The sequence below is a fragment of the Thermocrispum municipale DSM 44069 genome (assembly GCF_000427825.1).
Taxonomy (GTDB): domain Bacteria; phylum Actinomycetota; class Actinomycetes; order Mycobacteriales; family Pseudonocardiaceae; genus Thermocrispum; species Thermocrispum municipale.
In genome coordinates this window covers 12,701-32,208 of sequence record NZ_ATYT01000008.1, presented here as the reverse complement: position 1 = coordinate 32,208, position 19,508 = coordinate 12,701, and the positions used below count along the sequence as shown (strand labels likewise).

At 67.6% G+C, this 19,508-nt stretch carries 18 protein-coding genes; 4 read left to right on the top strand and 14 right to left on the bottom strand.

Annotation, left to right across the window (positions count from 1 at the left end; all coding sequences use genetic code 11):
- Positions 1-29: 29 nt before the first annotated feature.
- The 10 genes from YWM_RS0109930 to YWM_RS0109880 form a co-directional block, all read right to left on the bottom strand.
- Positions 30-815, bottom strand: coding sequence for an enoyl-CoA hydratase/isomerase family protein (locus tag YWM_RS0109930; protein ID WP_028850735.1), 786 nt, complete (start codon positions 813-815; stop codon positions 30-32).
- Positions 812-2,893 (bottom strand): acetate--CoA ligase family protein, encoded by a 2,082-nt coding sequence (locus YWM_RS22965; RefSeq protein ID WP_043660461.1) that lies wholly within the window; start codon positions 2,891-2,893, stop codon positions 812-814. Before YWM_RS22965 ends, YWM_RS0109930 begins: the two co-directional genes overlap by 4 nt.
- Positions 2,890-3,732: an ABC transporter permease gene (locus tag YWM_RS0109920; RefSeq protein ID WP_028850600.1), complete on the bottom strand. Its 843-nt coding sequence runs from the start codon at positions 3,730-3,732 to the stop codon at positions 2,890-2,892. Before YWM_RS0109920 ends, YWM_RS22965 begins: the two co-directional genes overlap by 4 nt.
- The gene (locus tag YWM_RS22960) at positions 3,729-4,508 is read right to left on the bottom strand and encodes an ABC transporter ATP-binding protein (protein WP_052344740.1); all 780 of its coding nucleotides are present in this window, start codon (positions 4,506-4,508) and stop codon (positions 3,729-3,731) included. Before YWM_RS22960 ends, YWM_RS0109920 begins: the two co-directional genes overlap by 4 nt.
- Complete coding sequence (locus YWM_RS0109910) at positions 4,509-5,507, bottom strand: ABC transporter substrate-binding protein (RefSeq protein WP_028850599.1); 999 nt, start codon at positions 5,505-5,507, stop codon at positions 4,509-4,511.
- 65 nt (positions 5,508-5,572) lie between these two features.
- Positions 5,573-7,270, bottom strand: coding sequence for an acyclic terpene utilization AtuA family protein (locus YWM_RS0109905; RefSeq protein ID WP_028850598.1), 1,698 nt, complete (start codon positions 7,268-7,270; stop codon positions 5,573-5,575).
- 290 nt (positions 7,271-7,560) lie between these two features.
- Complete coding sequence (locus YWM_RS22955; RefSeq protein ID WP_169720975.1) at positions 7,561-8,535, bottom strand: LacI family DNA-binding transcriptional regulator; 975 nt, start codon at positions 8,533-8,535, stop codon at positions 7,561-7,563.
- Between the two features lie 22 nt (positions 8,536-8,557).
- Complete coding sequence (locus YWM_RS22950; RefSeq protein ID WP_043660458.1) at positions 8,558-9,892, bottom strand: MFS transporter; 1,335 nt, start codon at positions 9,890-9,892, stop codon at positions 8,558-8,560.
- 18 nt (positions 9,893-9,910) lie between these two features.
- The gene (locus YWM_RS0109885) at positions 9,911-11,671 is read right to left on the bottom strand and encodes a gamma-glutamyltransferase (protein WP_156914725.1); all 1,761 of its coding nucleotides are present in this window, start codon (positions 11,669-11,671) and stop codon (positions 9,911-9,913) included.
- Between the two features lie 153 nt (positions 11,672-11,824).
- The gene (locus YWM_RS0109880; protein ID WP_043660455.1) at positions 11,825-12,448 is read right to left on the bottom strand and encodes a LysE/ArgO family amino acid transporter; all 624 of its coding nucleotides are present in this window, start codon (positions 12,446-12,448) and stop codon (positions 11,825-11,827) included.
- 78 nt (positions 12,449-12,526) lie between these two features.
- On the opposite strand from YWM_RS0109880, the gene YWM_RS0109875 reads away from it, so the two are divergent.
- Positions 12,527-13,402 (top strand): LysR family transcriptional regulator ArgP, encoded by an 876-nt coding sequence (locus YWM_RS0109875; RefSeq protein WP_028850595.1) that lies wholly within the window; start codon positions 12,527-12,529, stop codon positions 13,400-13,402.
- Positions 13,403-13,451: 49 nt separating this feature from the next.
- On the opposite strand, the gene YWM_RS22945 is transcribed toward YWM_RS0109875, so the two are convergent.
- The 4 genes from YWM_RS22945 to YWM_RS22940 all read right to left on the bottom strand — a co-directional run bounded on the left by YWM_RS22945 (position 13,452) and on the right by YWM_RS22940 (position 16,948).
- Positions 13,452-14,813, bottom strand: a complete 1,362-nt coding sequence (locus YWM_RS22945) for an MFS transporter (RefSeq protein ID WP_043660453.1) — start codon at positions 14,811-14,813, stop codon at positions 13,452-13,454.
- Positions 14,814-14,882: 69 nt separating this feature from the next.
- Complete coding sequence (locus YWM_RS0109865; protein ID WP_211232475.1) at positions 14,883-15,674, bottom strand: SDR family NAD(P)-dependent oxidoreductase; 792 nt, start codon at positions 15,672-15,674, stop codon at positions 14,883-14,885.
- On the bottom strand, positions 15,671-16,396 hold the full coding sequence (locus tag YWM_RS0109860) for an SDR family NAD(P)-dependent oxidoreductase (RefSeq protein ID WP_245565991.1): 726 nt from the start codon (positions 16,394-16,396) through the stop codon (positions 15,671-15,673). The genes YWM_RS0109865 and YWM_RS0109860 overlap by 4 nt, the downstream gene beginning before the upstream one ends.
- Positions 16,397-16,423: 27 nt before the next feature.
- Positions 16,424-16,948: a type II 3-dehydroquinate dehydratase gene (locus YWM_RS22940; protein WP_052344739.1), complete on the bottom strand. Its 525-nt coding sequence runs from the start codon at positions 16,946-16,948 to the stop codon at positions 16,424-16,426.
- 111 nt (positions 16,949-17,059) lie between these two features.
- Between YWM_RS22940 and YWM_RS22935 the strand changes: the two genes are divergently transcribed.
- The 3 genes from YWM_RS22935 to YWM_RS25170 are packed head-to-tail and all read left to right on the top strand — an operon-like array spanning position 17,060 to position 19,490.
- Entirely contained in the window at positions 17,060-17,761 is a 702-nt protein-coding gene (locus YWM_RS22935) for a GntR family transcriptional regulator (RefSeq protein WP_052344738.1), read from the top strand.
- A gap of 19 nt (positions 17,762-17,780) precedes the next feature.
- Positions 17,781-18,203 (top strand): carboxymuconolactone decarboxylase family protein, encoded by a 423-nt coding sequence (locus tag YWM_RS0109845; RefSeq protein WP_028850592.1) that lies wholly within the window; start codon positions 17,781-17,783, stop codon positions 18,201-18,203.
- A 6-nt stretch (positions 18,204-18,209) separates the two neighbouring features.
- Entirely contained in the window at positions 18,210-19,490 is a 1,281-nt protein-coding gene (locus YWM_RS25170) for an alpha/beta fold hydrolase (RefSeq protein WP_052344737.1), read from the top strand.
- Positions 19,491-19,508: the final 18 nt, after the last annotated feature.

Genomic DNA, 19,508 nt, shown 5'->3' with positions numbered 1-19,508 from the left:
CTCTCCACGGTGGGGGTCATCGAAGAGCGTCAGCGCGCCGACCAGCGTGGCGTGCGTTTTTCCAGGAACGCGGCCACGCCTTCTTTCCGGTCTTGGCTCAGGTAGGGATTCGGTGCGGCGTCCAGTCGCAACGCAGCCGCGATGGGCATACCCTGGGTCTTCGTGCCCATCGCTTTGTAGCGCCGCAAGGTGAGCGGGGCGTTCGCCACCAATCCGGCCGCGTATTCGGTGGTGGTATTCGCCAGCTGATCTGCCGGGACGACGCGATTGACCAGATGGAGATCCAGTGCCTCGGCCGCTGTGATGGTCCGGCCGGTGAACAACAGATCGTTGGCGGTCCCGACCGGAATCATCCGCGGCAGCATGACGGAAGCGAAATTCGCTCCGAATCCTCGTTTCACTTCCGGGAACCCGAACGCCAGGTCGTCGGCGGCGATCCGGATGTCGCAGGCGAGCGCGAGTTCGGCGCCACCGCCGAGCGTGTATCCGAAGATGGCCGCGACCACCGGCTTCGCGCACTCCACGACCGCCTCGAAGAGGTTGCGACGAACACCGCGCATCGGCAACGAGTCCGCGATCGCACTGTCCGAAGCGTCGTGCTCGGCCACCTCGGCGAGATCGCGCCCGGCGCAGAACGCACGGGTGCCTTCGGCGCGCAGCACCACGACCCAGACATCGTCGTCGTGGTGCGCCGCTTCGATGGCAGCCACCAGCTGCTCCACCAGCGTGTCGGTCAACGTGTTCAGCCGCTCCGGCCGGTTCAGCGTGATGGTGGCGATGTGCCCGTCGACCTCGACGACGACCTCCGCGCTCACCGCCCCACCTCCGCGATGCGTGCGTCCAGCGCGATCAACCCGCCAGTGGTGACGGCGACCGGATTCAGGTCGACGGAAACGCCGGCGACGGCGGGTCCGAGCTGCATCATGAGCTCGGTCAGCTGCTCGAAGCATGCCGGCTCCCTGGCTTCGAGAAACCGTCCGATCGCCGTGCGCCGTATCGTGTCGCGAGCGGTGTCGGGAGTGAGGAGGCGAACCGGGCAGACGGCGGTGTCCTGCAAATACTCTGCGGCTCCTCCCCCGCTGCCGACCAGGACGACCGGACCGATCCGCTCGTCGTGCGTGGCGCCCACGATGAGCGAGGCGCTCGCCACCACGGTCGGCTCCACCACGACTGCCGGGGCGTGCGTCAGCAGCTCGGCCGTGTGGCCGCGCAGGGCTGCTTCGTCACTGACGCCCAGTCGGACCAGCCCGGCGGCCGCTTTGTGCACCGTGCTGACCACATTGGCTTTCAGCACCGCGGGATAGCCGACGCGAGCTGCTGCTCGCACGGCCGCATCCACATCGGACACCAGCTCCGCTTCCGCGAACGGCACACCGAGCGCGGACAAAGCCTTTCGAGCTTGCCAGTAATTGGGCCGGCCGGACGGCACATCCAGCCTTCGCGCCGCACGCTGCGGCGGTTGCCCTACGGGCGGCCGCGAATCCCACCACGCCCGCAGAGCGGCGATCATCCGATGCGACCCGGGCAGCGCGGGCCCGGGGAAATCCGCCAGTGCCTCCGACAGACCGTCGGACAACCCGGCGATCGGCCAGTACGTGATGCCCACCCGAGCGTCCGGGCGACTCAAGGTGCCCAGGACGTGGTCGACCAGCCCGCGCTTGGTCGGCGCGCTCTGGGCGTTGAGCGCCACCAGCGTGACGTCGAAGTCGTTGGTGGTCACGAAGCCCTCGATGGCCGCCACTCCGTTCTCCGGCCGGGTGATCACCTCACCGGTCGGGTCGAACGGATTCCCCGCGCCTGCCAGCTCGAGCTTGTCGGCGACCAGCGCCTCGAACTCCGGCGACACGTCCGCCATCTGCAAGCCCGCTTGCGCAGCCTGGTCCGCGATCAACGCGCCCTCGCCGCCGGAGAACGCGATGACGCCCAGCTTCTTTCCAGCGGGCGGCTGCCCCCAGCTGTGCGCGATCGCCGCGACCTCCCACAACTGATCGAGGTCGTCGACGAGCATCACTCCGAGGGAGCGCAGCATCTGCCGTTCCACGGCCCAATCGCCCGCCAACGCCCCGGTGTGGGTGCGGATCGCCCGGCCACCGGCTTCGGTGCGTCCCGTCCGCAACAGCACGACCGGTTTCGCCAGCTCCGCAGCGCGGCGCAGGACCGGCTCGTAGTCGTCCGGCGAGCCGAGATCCTCGACGAGCATCGCGAGCACCGCGATGCGGGGATCGGTCAACGCCGCCGACGCCACGTCCCACACGGTCACGTTGGCCTGGATGCCGGTCGCGACGGCCAGACCGACCGGAACGCCGTGCGCATGGGCGCGGTTGAACACCACGTTGTTCGCGGCCCCGGACTGCGAGATCAGCGCAATCGGGCCGGGCTTGAGTCGCTCCGGCGGCAGGTGGTTGGTCACCGCGCGCGGCACGAAGCCGTCGTTGAGGTTGACCAGGCCGGTCGTCGACGGTCCGAGGATCGGGATCGGGTACTCGGCGAGGAACGCGGTGAGTTGCTCGGCCCGGCGCCGCCCTGCCTCGTCGGCCGCACCTTCCCCGAAGCCGGACGACACGACGATCGCCGCTCGGGCCCCGGCCTGCACGCTGTCCCGCAGAGCGTCCACCACCAGGTCGGCTCGGACCACGACGACCGCGAGGTCGACATCCGTCGGCAGGGACCGCACATCGGGATACGCCCGCATCCCGCCCACCGTTTCCCGCCGTGGATTGACCGGATAGATCTCGCCGGTGAAGCCATGCCGGACCAGGTTGACGATCGTTCCGCCGCTGAAGGTTTCGCGGCGATCACTTGCTCCGACGATGGCCACCCGGCCGGGATTCAGCAGGGCACTCAGATCGGGCCGCTCGTCGGCATGGCTGCGCGCGGCCTCGGTGATCGTCATTGGGTTTCGACTCCATCCTGCTTCCACAACAGAGCCCGGCGGGTGATCACCGCGACCAGCCGGTCGACGGTGATTCCGATGATCAGCAGTGTGAACAGCGCGGCGAACGTGCCGGACGCGTTGAACTGGCCGGAATTGAGCGCCACCAGGTGCCCCAGTCCCCGGTTCGACGCCAAGATCTCCGCCACCACCACCGCGACCAGTGCCTGGGGGACGGACAGCTTGAGGCCCGCCACCACCCAGACCAGCGCCGACGGCAGGCGGACCCGGACGGCGATGTCCCACCGCGAGCCGCCCATCACACGCATCGCGTCGATCAGCGAACGGTCGACGTCCCGGATGCCGTAGAAGGTGTTGTAGAACATCAGGAAGAACACCACGAGGGCGCAGATGGCCACTTGCAGCGGCCTGCCGATGCCGAACCACATGACGAACAGCGGCACCAGGGCGAGCTTGGGCAGGCTGTAGATCGAGGTGATGAACGGCTCGATCAGGTCACCGAGCCGCCGCGAACCGCCCAGGACGTAGCCGACGAGCAGGGCGAGCGCTCCGCCGATGGCGAAACCCACGCCGGCCGAGGCGAACGTGCTCGACGCGTTGTACCAGAGGGTTCCGTCCGCGGCCCACTCCGCCCACTTCTCCCAGATCTTGCTGGGCCGGCTGACGAAGAACTCGTCCACGACGACGCCAGCGGACAGCTCCCACAGAACCAGCAGCACCACCACGATCGCCAGGCGCCCCAGCGGCATCGCCCAGCGACGACGCCGCTTCTTCGCACGCGCGGGCGCGACCTGTGCCTCGTCGACCTCGACGGGTGCGACGACCTTCTCCACACTCATGACGCCACCCGCGACAACGTGCGCGCTCGGCTCAGCTCGTCGTGGACCTGTTTCTCCAGGCTGACGAACTGCGGATCGAACCGAAGCCCTTCGATGTCCCGGTCCGCACCGAACGGGATGTCCACCTCCGCCGTCGGCGCGGCGGGTGTGCCGCCGATGACGATCACCCGGTCGGACAACAGCACGGCTTCGAAGATGTCGTGCGTGACGAACAGGACGGCCTGTCGGGTCCGGGCCACCGTGCTGCGCAGCTCCCGGTGCATCTGGGTGCGCAGCTGCGCGTCGAGCGCGGCGAACGGCTCGTCCATCAGCAGCAGGTCGGGCTGGTAGATCATGCTGCGGGCGAGCAGCGCGCGGCGCTTCATCCCGCCGGACAGCTGCGCGGGGAACTTCCGGCCCGCCCCGTCGAGGTCGAGCATCGTCAGCAGCTCGGCGACCTTGGCCCGGGCCTCGGCCTTGTTCACTCCCCGCAGCCGCAGCGGCATGGCCACGTTGTCCTCGACCGTCCGCCACGGCAGCAACGTGTCGCCCTGGGTCATGTATCCCACGGCTGTGTTCACGCCACGGATCTGCTCGCCCTGGTAGGTGACGGTCCCGCCGCGCACCGGCATGAGCCCGGCGACGGCGTTGAGAATCGTGGACTTCCCGCACCCGGACGGCCCGACGATGCTGACGAACTCGTTCCTGCTCATGCTCAGCGACACCCCGGCGACGACATCGGGTCCGTCGCCGAAACCCATGCGCACATCCGTCAGCGCGAGCAGGTCGGCGGACACTCAGCCCACCGCCCGGTCGTAGACGACGTCGTCGTAGTTGATCGTGTACTTCTTGCCTGCCGCGGCCAGCATGTCCAGCAAGGTCTGGAACTGCTTCTTGGTGAAGCGGCCGTCGCTGGGATAAGCGTGCTGCGCCTCGCGCCAGGCGACGTCGTAGATCTTCTGGTCCAGGTCGGCGAACCAGGCTTTCTGCAGCTCCTGGCCCGCGCGTTTCGGGTCGTCGGCGATCGTCCTCTCGGTCTCCACGACCGCGTCGAACATCGCGCTGACCAGCTCCGGCTCCGCTTCGGCGAGCCGCTTCGAGGTCACCATGACCATGCCCATCTGCTCGCCGATCAGCTCGTCGACGTCACCGCGCGCGGTGGACAGCCACAGCTCCGCCTCACCCGCCGCGATGTTCGCCTCGATGACGCCCGAGCCGTAGAAGCCGGCGTCGAACTGGCCCTGCTTGATCCCGCTGACGATGGCCGACGGCTCCTGCACGCCGATCACCTCGAGGTCCTTGTCCGGGTCGAGCCCGGCGGCCGAGACGATCATGCGGAACAGCGCGTTGTTGCCGGAGCCCTCCGGCGAGGTGGCGACCTTCAGCCCCTTCAGCGCGGCGATCCGCTCCTTGACGGGCGCGTCGGCCGACACTCCCTTCTTCTTCGCCACCTCGGTGCTGACGCCCAGGATCGACGCAGCCTTCAATGCGCTGGCGACGATCACCAGGTCGCCGCCCTCCTCGATGGCGTCGAGGGCGGTGGTGGACGCAGGGAAGGCGAAGTCGGCGTCTCCGGACAGCACCGCGGCGACCATGTTGGTGCTCGAGGTGCCGGACCCGGTGTAGTCGAGGTCGAGGCCGTGTTTCTTGTCGAACTCCATCGTCTTCAGCAGCTGCGGGACGGCGTAGCTCATGGACGCGCCACCGCCCACCGCGGTCACGGACTTGAGTCCGCCGGACTCCTTGCGGTCCCCGGCGGCGCCGGCGCACGCGGACAGGACGAGGGAAAGAACCACAGCGACGAGCGCACAGCGCGATAAGGCCTTCATGGCTTGCCCTTCTGTTTCGTTGTTCGTAGTTCTCACGAGCGCAGGATTTCGCGCGGAACCGTGACCCGACGGGCCAGCAGGAACTCGCTGAGCCCCTTGGCCTGGGCGTCCAGCCGCAGGGACGCGATCGCCCCTTCGCCCAGAATTCCTTCGATGACGACGTTGATCGCCCGCAGATTCGGCAGTTCGACGCGCTTGACGGGCAGCTCGGCCGCTTCCGGGAGCAGGGCTCGGAGCCGCTCGACCGTCAGCCAGGTCCGCAGCCACTTCCACCGGGCGTCATCGCCGACCCAGAAGCCGACGTTGGCGTTGCCGCCCTTGTCGCCGGACCGCGCGTCGACCACCGAGCCGAGCGGCACCTCCACCAGTTCGGCGACCTGCTCCGTGCCGGCATCGACGTCGTCGGTGTCGAAGCCCGGTTGGAACTCGCGGAACTCGTTCGGCGGGTCGACGATGATCTCGGTGCCGTCAGCCGTCGTGACGACATGGTGCACGTCGGCTTGCTTGATCAGGCCGGATCGATAGACGCCGCAGCGTTTGGCCCGCCCCGGCGGCGCGGTCGCGTACAACCCGGGGTAGTTGGCCAGCGCCAACTCCACCACCGCGCCGGAGAACTTCCTGCCGACGGCCTTCTCGTCACTGCCCCGGGCGACGACACGGAGGAAGCCGGTCGCCTCGTTCTGGCTGGTGGGGTCGTCGGCTTCGCGACCGATGAGTTCCACGTGCAGGTGGGCGAGTCCGTCCCCGAGCGCGGCTCGCAGGCTCCGTTCGAGCAGACGGCGCTTCTGCTCGAAATGCCGTCCCGTCACGCCCAGCCAGACCGAGTTCTCCCACTCCCCTACGCCGGTCATCGCCACCTTGGTGGTCGGCGGCGGTGGCTGGCCGACCGTGCCGGAGACGCCGACGACATCCTCGGCGAGCTGCTCCAGCTGGACGGATGTCAGGTCAGCGACGACGTCCGGGTTGGCGTACCAGCGTCCTTGGATCTCGTACAGCAGTTGCGCCGTGACGGTGCCGATGGTGACCGCGCCGTCGGCGTCGGGCAGCTTGGTGATGCGCGCCGACCCGTCCTCGTCGACCTCCGCGATCGGGAAGGATGGCCGGTCGAGGGCGAGGCCGGTGAACCCCGAGTAGTTCCCGCCGGTGACTTGCGGGCCGCATTCGATGAGATGACCGGCGATGAGCGCGCCGGCGAGCGCATCCCAGTCGTTGCGCCGCCACTCGTGCCACCAGGCGGCCGCACCAACGGCCAGTGACGCGTCCGCCACCCTCCCGCAGACGACGATCCGGGCACCGCTTTCCAGGGCCCGAGCGATCCCCCAACCGCCGAGGTAGGCGTTGGCCGTCTGCGGGTCGAGTTCTTCGGCCCCGTCGGCCCTGCTCAGCCGGTCCATCACGTCGTCGCCGCTCACCGTGGCGACCTCGAGCCCTGGGTGCAGGGTGCGGATGGCGGTTGCCAGTCCGCCTGGGTTCAAACCACCCGCGTTCACCACGATTCGCCGCTCGCTGGACGCGAACTCGTCGACGATCGGTCGCAGATGCGCAAGGAAGCCCGTCGCGTAACCCGCGGTGGCGTCGCGTTCGCGCAGCTTGGCCAGCACGCTCATGGTGACTTCGGCCAGATAGTCGCCGACCAGAACGTCCGCGTCGGCGCCGGTGAACATGTCGCTCAACGCGCTGGCGCGGTCGCCGTAGAAGCCGGAGAAGTTCGCGATCCGGATCGGGCGCATCTGCGCTCCTTACGTAAATACGTAATCAAATCCTTATTCACGTAAAGCTATGTGACGCAGATCGCCGCTGTCAACGGTTCGCCAGGAACTTCGTACGGCCTCGGCCGAGCGCGAGCCGGACGGCAACGAGGACCATCGTGGAGGCGACGATCTCCAGTACCTGCCACACCCGAGGACGCGCCGGCTTGTGTGGTCCGAAGCCGTCCGCGGTGCGTGCGCACCAGCTTTGGCTGATGTCGCGACACCACCTGCACGGCGTCCGAGCCGCCCGAACCCCTTCTGCCGTGGCGTCAACTGTTGGCCGAACGTAGGGTGGCCGCGCGCTTGATGAGCTCGAGCCCCACAACCGGATTGGACGCGGGAGGGCCCCCACCCCGGATGCGCGTCTGCAGCAGGTCGACCAGACGCAGTGCCGACTCGTTGACGTTGAGCCGCAAGCCGGTGATCGGAACCTCCGCGAACTCCGCGACCGGACCGTCCGTCACCGTGGCCACCATGAATTCGTCCGGCACCCGCAGGCGCAACTCGAGCGCCGCGGTCAACGACCCCTTCGCGAACACGCTCGATGACGTGATCACGGCGTCCGGCGCGTCGTCGGAGCGCAGCAGGTTCCACGCTGCTTCGGCGCCGGCTGCTTCGCCGAGGTCGTTGTCCGCTACGCGGATCACGGGCGTTTGCCCCCAGGAGCGGACCGCTGTCGTATAGGTGGCGAGGATCGCGCGTCGGTACATGTTGTCGGTCTGGCCGACGATGGCCGCTATGCGGCGCGCACCTCCGAGCCGCAGGTGAGTGAGCAGAGTCCGGATGGAGCTGACGTAGTTCACGCCCACCCACCAGCGGAACTCGTTGTTCGCCGGATCCGGGTCGAACGACACCGCAGGCATGTCGTGGCGCACCAGGCTCTGCACGTCCGGATCGCTGTGACGCGGGTAGAGCACGACGACACCGTCGAGCCGTGGCGCCCGGCCCAGCAGATCGTCGAGGTCGGTGGCGGTAACGGTCGTGTAGCCGCGACCGAGACAAGAGATCGCTACCGCGCCGGCCATCTGCGCGAAGCTCGCCGTGCCGAACACGAAGCCCGGAATCGCCTCCGGAGGCCGGACGAGCACACCGACCGCGGAGCGCGCGCCGACATGGGTGTAGCCGAGTTCAGCAGCGGCCCGCCACACCCGTTCCCGGGTGGCGGCGGCCACCGGGCGACGGTGGCTGAAGCAATGCGACGCGGTGGTCAGTGAGACACCGGCCCGCTGTGCGACATGGGTCAACGTGACACGGTCACGCTCCGACTCACTCCCGTGCAGTGGCACCAGCTCCGTCAGGGTCGTTGATCTGGCTCGTCGACAAGCGTGAGGTCTCCCGTAAGCCGAGGGAACACAAGACCAACACTGCCATGGCGAACGTTCCGTAGGCCGCAACCGACAGCGGGTTCTGGTCGAACAGGATCAACAAGCCGGAAGCGACGAACGATGCGGTCCCACCGCCGATGGCCGCCCCGACCTGGTAGGACGCCGACATGCCCGAGTAGCGCACGCGAGCGGGGAATTGCTCGCCGAGGAAGGCAGGAATCGGCCCCTGGGTGATGCCGGTGATCAGGCCGGTGATGCCGAACGCGACGACCGCCAGCACGAAGCTGCCCACCCCGACCAGCGGGAAGTAGATGTAGAGGAACACCGCCATCGCGACGCCACCGATGGTCATCACGGCCCGGCGGCCGATGTGATCGGACAACAGCGCGAACAGCGGGGCGGCAACGAACAGCACAGCGCTGTAGACCAGCTGTCCGGCCAGCGACTCGGTTGCGCCGTAGCCGATACCGGTGAGGTAGGACAGGAAGAACGTGAAGCCGATGTAGGCGATCGTGTTGTAGCCGTAGCTGACGCCCAGGCCGAGCAGGATTGTCCGCGGGCTGCGTTTGACGGCCTCCACGAGCGGGATTCGCCGCGCGCCCTCGTCGTCGATGTCGACGGCTTCCTGTTGGGGCATGGACAGCCGGGCGACGAGCCCGACGATGACCAGCACCCCGCCGACCCAGAACGGGATCCGCCAGGCGAACGGCACGAGCTGATCGTCGTAGGCGAGGCTGACCAGCGCGAAGACACCGCCGCCCAGCAGCGTGCCCAGGCCGATCCCCATGCTGGTGAAGCTGCCCCACAGTCCTCGGCGATCGGCCGGGGAGTTCTCGATCCCGAACAGGGCAGCTCCGCCCCATTCCCCGCCCGCGGCAAAGCCCTGGACGAGCCGGAGCACGACCAGCAAGATCGGAGCCCAGGCGCCGATCGTGGCGTAATCGGGCAGGAATCCGATCGCCAGCGTGGCCAGGCCCATCGTCGTCAACGTCAGCACCAGCATCTTCCGCCTGCCGATGATGTCACCGAAGTGGCCGATCACCAGCCCGCCGAGCGGGCGAGCGAGAAAGCCGGTGCCGAACGCCGCGAACGAGTACAGCGTGCCGTACAGCGGATCGCTGTCCGGGAAGAAGATCTGGTTGAACACCAGCCCGGCGGCCAGGCCGTAGATGAGGAAGTCGTAGTACTCCAGAGCGGTCCCCAGGCACGCGATGAAAAACGTCCGGAGCACGGAGATGTTCTGAGTCCCCGTCGTGACGGGGGCTGTCGTTGCCATGTGCACGTTCCCTCGGTGTCAGTCGCCGTAGGCGTGGGTGGGGATGGCCGATCGTGGTGTGCCCGACGCGGTGTAGCCGGCAATGTTGGGCCGAGCGAAATCCATGGTGAACGGCTCGTTGGTCTGCGGAACCACCGTCGGGTTGAGGTCGGCCACGGCGTCGACGTGTTCCGCGCGCCCCTCGTGCAGTACCAAGCTCGGGCCGCTGGCATCCATGCGTGGCAAAGCGAGCGCTTCGGCGGGCCCGAGCTTGCCGTCCACCATGGCGATGACAAGCTGCGCGACCGCGCTGACGATTCGCCGTCCCCCCGAAGCACCGAGCGCGGCGATCGATCGGCCGTTGTCGGTGATGAGCGCCGGCCCCATGTTCGCCAGCGCACGACCTCCCGGGCTGATGCTGTTGGCAGCGCCCGGTGCCGCGTTGAACCAGGCCATGGCGGAGTCGAACAGCAGACCGGTTCGTGGGCAGATGATTCCGTTGCCGAAATGGTTGGCCGCGGTATGGGTGATGGCCACGACTCCGCCCTCGCTGTCCGCGGCCGAGATGTGCGTCGTCCCGCTGGTGGGCGGCGAAGCCGCTTCCGGCGACCACGTCGGCGGCGTCCGCCCGTCGCCGTGCGGCCACGGGTCGTGCACCGCGTGCGAGGCGTAGATCAGCCATGGCGGGCCGTCGTTCCAGCGAGGAACGTCTTCGCCTGTGGCGACCAGTTCCGCCAACTTTCGCGCGTACGGATCACTGAGGAGCGGGTCTTGCGGGACCGGGACGACCGCGGGGTCGCCGAGCCAGTGGTAGCGATCGGCAAACGCTCGTCGGAGCACCAGCGCCAGGCGCCTGGTCTGTTCCGCACTCTCGTGCGACGTGGACGGCCGTTCGTTGAGCGCTTGCCAGACGTTGAGAATCTCGAGCTCGGTGATCCCGCCCCCGGGCGCACGAGGGACGGACACGTCCACGTTCCGGTACCGAAGCGTGAGGGCAGGCCCGATGTCCGGGCCCGAGTCGTACAGATCGTCGAGGGATAGAAGCCCTCCGTTGTCGCGGGCGGTCGCAACCAGCTGCCGTGCGATGTGTCCGGTGGTGAGGACGTCGAGCGAGCTTTCCGCCACCACCTCGAGCGTGTGCCCAAGGGCGTGCTGCACGATTCGCGGGCGAATGCCGAACGTGTGGCCGTAGCCCAGTGGCGCGTCGTGCCCGCTGGGCAGGCCGTCGCTGGTCAGGAAGATCCGCGCGGCCATGTCGTCGGCACGCAATCGGGTCAGGTCACTGAGCGCACTGGTCAAAAACCACGTGTCGACCACGAACCCGTCATGAGCCGCTTCGATGGCCGGCTGGCAGACGGTCCGGCGTTCCAGCCGTCCCCAACGTTCTTGCGCGCTCAGCAAACCGAGCAGCGTCCGGGGCACGCCGGAGGCACGCGGTCCGTTCACGTTGACCTCGTCGATCACCGGGCTGATTCCGAGGACGGACGGTGCCGCCGCATCCGGGTTGAGCTGGAACATCCTCGAATGCGCGGCTCGCGGCGCCCGGGGACCGAAGTCGGCCGACAAGGGGCCGGATCGCCCGTCGTTGTAGAGCAGGAAGCCGCACCCGGCCAGCGTGGTCTCGGTCGGTTCGATGACGCCGGCGACGAGTGCGGCGGCCACCGCCGCATCGACGGCGTTGCCGCCCTTGTCGAGCATGCTCAGTCCGGCTTGGGTGCTTGTCTCGCGTGGGCTGACGACGGTGCCGCCCGGTGCGCTTCTGGTCGAGACCGGCTCTTCTGTCGGTCGATGCGAACGCAAGGTCGATTCCTCCGTTCCGGCGCTGATTGCTCCGTAACGTAAGGAGCGCCCTGTCGAGCACAAAGACCTTTTGCATGTTTTGCATGCGTGCCGGGAGTGCGGGAATGTCGTGGCGCTCTGCCACTGGTGACATCACCACGTCTTCCTACGGTCTCAGCCGAGTGCGAGCCGGGCGGCAACGAGGAGCATCGTGGCGGCCACGACGATCTCCAGTACCTGCCACGCGCGAGGCCGAGCCAGGAGCGGAGCCAGCTTGTGTGCCCCGAAGCCGAGGCCGGTGAACCACACGATGCTGGCGGCCATCGCGCCCGCGCCGAAGACCCACCGGCCGTCGAGAGCGGCGCTCACGTCGTCGTAGGCGGCGGCGATGGAACCGACCAGCAGCACGGTGTCGAGGTACACGTGGGGGTTGAGCCAGGTCAGTGCGACAGCTCGCCCGATCACTCGCCGTCGGGACTCAGTCACCGGGCTGCCGTCCGGTGTGGTCAGCGCTCCCGGAGCCAATGCTCGCCGCAGCGAGCTGACCGCGTACCACAGTAAGAAGGCGACTCCGAACCACGTCGCCGCGTCGATCAGCCAGTCGGCATGAGCGACTGCGGCGCCGACGCCGGCGACACCGGCGGTGATCAGCACGATGTCGGACAGCATGCACACGGCGATGACGGCGGCGGTGTGGCTGCGCGTCAGACCCTGTCGCAGCACGAAGGCGTTCTGAGCTCCGATCGCGACGATCAGCGACCCGCCGGTGAGGAATCCGGCCCCGAAAGGAACGAGCACGATTTCACGGTAGGAAGACCGGCGTCTTCAGTACAGCGAATGATTCTTCAGTAAGTGAAGCTGTGCTTCACTTAGGCGGTGCGATTCAACCCTGCGCAACTCGAGGCACTTCTGGCCATCGCGGAGAACGGTTCGTTCGAGGCGGCCGCCCGCCACCTCCACCTGACACCCAGCGCGGTGAGCCAGCGCATCCGCGCTCTGGAAGCAAGCGCCGGACAAGTGCTCGTCCGGCGCACGACGCCGGCGGAGATCACCGACGCCGGAGCGCCACTCCTCCGCCTCGCCCAGCAGATGCAGATGCTCACCGCCGAAGCGGGTACGGAACTCGGTCACGACGATGTCGTCGAGCTCCGGGTCGCGGTCAACGCGGACTCGTTGTCGACGTGGTTCCGACCAGTGCTGGGCGAGGTGGCCAAGCTGCCGAACACGTCGTTGCAGCTCGCAGTCGAGGACGAGGGCCACTCCCACGACCTGCTCCGCCGCGGGGAGGTCCTGGCCGCGGTCACCACCGAACCAAAGCCTCTCCAAGGCTGCACGGTCGAGCCCCTGGGCGCCCTGCGTTATCGGGCGGCCGCCACACCCGAACTTCTCGCCGCGCACCACGACGGCACGCGGGTGAACTGGTCAGGCATGCCGATGCTCGTGTTCAACGAGAAGGATCGCCTTCAGGACACCGTGCTCGAAGCACACCGGACGACCAGGCCGCGCGTGGTTCATCGCGTTCCGAGCTCCGCCGACTTCTTCCAGGCCGTCCGTGCCGGTCTCGGCTGGGGCCTGATCCCGGTCCACCAACTCGACCCAGCGGTGGAGCGCGGCGAACTCGTGTGCATCCCCGGAGTGGCACCGGTCGACGTCGCCTTGTTCTGGCAGCGATGGCGGCTGCGCAGCCCGACGCTCGACGTGCTCACCGAGTACGTCAGATCAGCGGCCCGGGCCGAAATCAATCCCGCATGATCCGGCCGAGGCGGCTGCGCTGATGTGCGACACAGCCCCTCTCCGCCTCTCACTGTCGCGACGACAATGCCTTCTCGATCTTCGCATTGCGGCTGCGAGTGGTGCGCTGCACCTGCACCGAGATCACGCCCGCACCCAGCAGAATGCCTGCCAGGACGACGAACGGTACCTCGGTGCTGCCGGACAGGTCACGCAGCCAGCCGGTGACGAACGGCCCCGCGAACCCGCCGACGTTCCCGATCGAGTTCACCAACGCGAGCCCGGCGCCGACCGACACCGCCGACAAGATGCGCGCCGGCAGGCTGTACACCAGCGGCATGCTGGAAATGACCCCGGTTGCGCAGGCGCTGACGCCGATCATGACGAGCCACGGGCTGTCGCCGAACGCGGCCAGCAGAATGCCCGCCGCACCGACGGCGGTGCCGATCAGCACGTGCCACCCGATGTCGCCGGACTTGGTGGCGTGCCGCGGCCACAACACCAGCGCGATGGTGGCGAACACATACGGCACGGCGATCAAGAACCCGTTCTCCACCGTGCTGAACGTGGTACCGAACCGCTCGGCGAATCCGTCGATGACCGCGGGCATGAAGAACCCGATCGCGTACAGCCCGTAAACCAGGCCGAAGTAGGCAAGCCCCATCACCCACGTGCGCAGCGAACGCATCGACGACAACACCCCGCCGTGCTGGACGCGCACCTCCGGCTCGGTCTCGCGTTCGATGTCGTCGAGGATCGCCTGCTTCTCGTCACCGGTGAGCCAGGACGCATCCTGCGGCCGGTCGGTCAGGTAGACCAACGCCACGAACCCGACGAGGATCGCGGGAATCCCCGAGGCCAGCGTCATGAAGCGCCAGCCGCTCAGGCCCATCACCCCGTCGCCGGCTTCGATCAGCCAGGTGCCGATGGGCCCGGCAAGAACCGACGAGAACGGGATGCCCAGCAGGTACAGCGAGAACGCCTTGGGCCGTTCCCGGTTGGAGAACCAGATGGTCAGATACAGCAGAACCGTCGGGGCGAACCCCGCTTCCGCGACGCCCAGCAGGAACCGGGCCACCAGCAACCACTCGTAGCTCGGCACGAACGCGGTCAGCGAAGCCACCACTCCCCAACTCACCGCGATACGGGCGATCCATTTCCGCGCACCCAGCTTCTGCGCGAGGACGCTGCTGGGGACTTCGAGCAGGATGTAGCCGACGAAGAAAATCCCGGACGCCAGCCCGAACATGGTCGCGGTCAGACCGAGCTCGGTATCCATCCCGTTGGCATTGGCGATTCCCAGCGCCGTACGGTCCATGTAGTTGACCAGATACAGCACGAAAATCAGCGGCATGATCCGCATATGCACTTTCGCGACCGCCCTGGCGCGAAGCGCATCCTTTTCCGGCGAAAGTTGGGTTGGGTTGTCCACGTTGACAAACCTTTCGTGAGCGAAAACAGCTCGAGCGGACTGTCGCCGATCCGCTGACCCGGTGCGCGATCAGGTGAATCGCAGACCGGCGTCGAGGCTCAGCGTCTGGCCGGTCATGTACCGGCTCTCGTCACTGGCGAGATAGATGGCCGCACCCACCAGGTCGGCCGGCTCGCCCTTGCGCTTGATCGCCTGTTCTTCCAGGTTGCGCCGCCAACCCTCGTCCGAGATGGTCTCCCGGGGAATCTCGGTGATGATGCCGTGCGGGCTGATGGCGTTCACCGTGATGCCGTCCTCGCCCAGCTCGGTCGCCAGCGCGTGCGTGAAGGCCCACACCGCGCCTTTCGACGCCACATAATGCGCATAATTCGGCCGGCCGGTCACCACGACACTGGAAGAAATATTGATGATCCGACCGTAACCGCGTTCCCGCATGATGGGCGCAACGGCCTTGCACGCCAGAAAAGTGCCTCGGGTGTTCACCGCGAAAACCCGATCCCATTCCTCGACCGGAATGGCGTCGAACGGTTTCATCGACAGCGTCGAGAAGATGGCCGCGTTGTTGACCAGGATATCGATCGTGCCGAAGTGGTCCACGGCCGCAGCGGCCATGTCGCGGGTGGATCGTTCATCCGACACGTCAGTGGTGACCGCGATGGCCTCGCCACCCTCGTCACGCACCGCTTTCGCCGCGGCTTCACCGGCACCGCTGTTGACGTCGGCGATGACGATCCGCGCCCCCTCCGCGGCGAATGCCGAAGCGAACACCTTGCCGATCCCCTGCCCGGCGCCGGTGATCACGGCAACTTTGTTCTTGAGTCTCATGTCCTGCCTTTCCGGTTCGTGCGACAGACCGCTCAAGCCCGCGTGATGTGCAACGGGAAGATGCCGCCGTCGACCATGAGCGTGGCGCCGATCATCGAGCGGTTCTCCGGATGCGCCGCGTAGGCGACCGCCAACGCGACCTCGCGGGGCGACACCATGCGCCCGGTCGGCTGGCGGGCGTCGAAATCTGCTCGACGCGCGACCGGATCCTCCGCCTGCGCGGCCAGTTCGGCCATGAAGGGGGTGTCGACCGTCCCCGGGTTGACGGCGTTGACCGGGATGCCTTCGGCGACCAGGTCCGCCGCCACCGATCGCGTCATGGCTTCGATCGCACCCTTCGTCGCCGAGTACAGCGCGCGTTGCCGAAAACCCGACGTCGCGGTCGTCGAGGACACGTTGACCACCGACGGAGCGGCCGAACGGCGCAGGTGCGGGAGGGCGGCACGAATGGCCCGCACATAGCCCATCAGGTTGACATTCCAGAGCCTGAACCAGTCGTCCTCGGAACCGTCCTCGATGCCACCGACGTAGCTCACGCCCGCGTTGTTCACGAGCACGTCCACGCCGCCCAGCTCGGCGACGATCCGCTGCAACGCGGCGTCGACCTGCGCCTGATCGGTCAGGTCGGCCTCGCACTCCAGCACGGCCGAGTCCCCTGCCGTGCGCAGATCGATGCTGGCCACCGTGGCGTCCAGCTCGAGGAAGTGCTCCACACAAGCCCGCCCGATACCGGAAGCACCACCGGTCACCACGACCACGCGCCCTCGTTGCACACCGGCCATCGCTCAGCCCTCCGCCGGGGCGCCGAGGAAGGACTCGTCGTCCAACGACATCGTCAGCCCCAGAATCGCCGCCGCGTAGCTGTACTGCCGCAAGCCCATGACCGCGCCAGTGGCGGCTGGGGTGAACACCGACTCCCACGGCCCGATCGGCAGACCCCGCGGCGAGTGCGGCGGGGCATGCACGTTGGCGAAATGCACCTCGACGAACGGCTTGCCGGTCTCCGAAAGCGCATGCTTGGTCGGGATGCCGATCTCGGTCAGCCCGGCCGGATTGATGACGAATCCGTCGACCTGCGTGGCCTGCGCGTGGATGAACTCGAGGATCTCGCCTTCGAAATTCGACACGAAGCAGGTCACCTCGACCCCGAGCCGTGCGCCGAAGTCCCGGCAGAACTGCTGCAGTTCCTCGATCGAGCCGATCTCGCCGTAGACCCTGCGGTTCCGGGCGCCGAGGTTGGACATGTTCGGCCCGTCGATCACCGCGATGCGGTGCGTCGCGGACCCGGACCGGATGCCAGTTACGGACATACCTGGTGCCTTCCCACGAATGACCCGCCACCCGGCGGGGAGCTCGTTGCCGTGCTACGGTAGCACATTATCGGAATACCGTAATACGGTCTTACTTGGGTAGATTGAGGCATGATTCATCGCGAAGCCGCCCCGCTGCGCAGCCAGGTCGTCCAAGCGCTGCGCGCACACATCGTGGATGAGACCTATCCCCCAGGCAGTCGCCTGAAGGAACGCGACCTGTGCGCCGCCTACGAAGTGAGCCGCACGGTCATCCGGGAAGCGCTCCGACAGCTGGAGAGCGAGCACCTGGTTCGGATCGAGCCCCAGTTCGGCCCGGTGGTCGTCACGTTGACCGAGGCCGACGTTCGCGATCTGTACGAAACGCGAGCCGCACTGGAAAGCGCCGCAGGCCGGCTGGCCGCGGAACGGGCGAGCGACGAGCAGCTCGATCGACTGGTGGAGATCTTCGACGAGATCGTCGCCGCACGCACGCTCCCGCTGGACGAGCTCATCGAGCTCAAGAACCGGTTCTACGACGCGCTGGTCGAGGCATCGGGCAACAAGGTGATCAAGGAAATGCTGGACAACATCCAGGCCCGGGTGAGCCAGCTGCGTCGACTGACCCTCGGCTCCCCGAACCGGCACCAGGCGATGGTGGACGAACTCGGGGCGGTGCTGCGCGCCATCAAGGCGCGTGATCCACAAGCTGCGGCGGAGGCCTGCCTGGTGCACGTCGAGTCGGCCGCCCGGATCGCCTTGGAGAGCAAGCGATCGCGCGACGGCGCCGCACACCCCACCGAAGCCATGACCCGACCAAGCGTCCGCGAGTGAAGAAGGGACCCGCACACCGATGACTGACGGCACCGGCAACGCAGCCCAGGAGTACGTCGACGACATGGCGCGCAAACGTGGCTACGTCCTCGACTACCACAAGGTCATGGCCAAGTACGACCTCGATGCGCTCAAGGCGGCCAACGGCCTGGTCTCCGCGGTCTACCTGGAACAACGGCGGCTGGATCGCAAGATGAAGGAGCTCATCTTCATCGTCAGCCTCACCGTGCTGCGGGCACCCCGCGCGCAGATCGAAAGCCACATCCGGGTGGCGCTCGACCTGGGACTCAGCCCCGAGGAGATCCTGGAGGCGATCGAGATCGCGTTGCCGGAAGCGGGCGTGGTGGCGTTCCAGGGCGGCTTCGACGCGTGGAAACACGTGGTCGGCGCCGAAGGCATCGAGCCGTCGGTGTCCGTACACGACGCCGGCGCCGGGAAATGATCGACGATGAGCGGTACGGGTTTCCTGCCCAGCGATCTACCGCGACGGTTGTGTGCCGATCCCGAGCTGCGCACGTTCGGGCCTGCGTGGATCAGCTTCACGCTCGCCGTCCGCGAGGGCGAAGCGTGGCGGATCACCTTCAGCGGTGAGGAGATATCCGCCCAGCCGGACGATGGCAGCGCAGATCCACCGGACTTCCGGGTCGAGCTGACCGCCGACGATTGGTCAGCGCTCCTGGACAAGCATCCACTCCCCCGCACACAACACGTGTTGGCGTTCGTGGCGCCACGCGGGTCCGGAGCGGTGACCGGCAACGCGGAAGCGTTCGCTCAGCACCTGCACCTGGTGCGCCGCGTGATCGAGCTGGCGCGCGATGCTGCAGCTGCGGCACCCGCGGCAGTGCCGCCGGAGCCGGTCGACGTGATCGGCCGTTATGTCCGGGTCGACACCAGCGCGTGGGGTACTTGTGACGTCTTCTACGAAAGCTCCGGATCCGGTCCGCCCGTCATCCTGTTGGCTACCGCCGGGGCGGACAGCAGCCAGTATCGCGGGCTGTTGACCGACCAGCGCTTGACCGCGACCAACCGGCTGATCGCGGTGGATCTCCCGTGGCACGGGAAGTCGCTACCTCCCTACGGCCGAACCGGGTCGGCCTATCAGCTGACCTCGGACAGCTACACCGAGTTCATCGCCAGGTTCGTCGAGCGGCTCGCGCTGCCCGAGAAGCCGGTGCTGGTGGGCGCTTCCATGGCGGGCGCGGTCGTCGTGGAGATGGCAGCCCGGTACCCGCGATCGATCCGCGGCGCCGTCGGCTGTCAGGCGGGCCCGCGAGTGGCGAACCGGCACACGCCGTGGCTGCGCAACCCACGCGTCAATCAGACGACCCACGTCCCGGAGTGGACGTTCGGGCTGATGTCTCCCGAATCGCCACGAGCCGATCGTGACTGGGTGTGGTGGGGCTATTCGCAAGGCGGCTTCGGTGTCTACGAACGCGACATCGTCTACTACTCCACCTCGTGGGACATCGACAACGTCCGGTCCCTGTTCGGGCCGCACACTCCCCCCGTGGTGCTGCTCAGCGGCGTCTACGACTACACGGTCCCGCCCAGCGCCACGCGGGAACTCGCCGAGGCCATCCCGGGAGCGCGGTTCCGTGAGATGCCCGAGCTCGGCCACTTCCCGCACGCGGAGAACCCGTCCGTGTTCGCCGGTTACCTGACGTGGGCATTGGAGCAAATTGCCTCGGCGAACTCGCAAGCAGGCGCGCCCGCGGACGCGCCGGGATGATCGCCGGCGCGAGGTCTT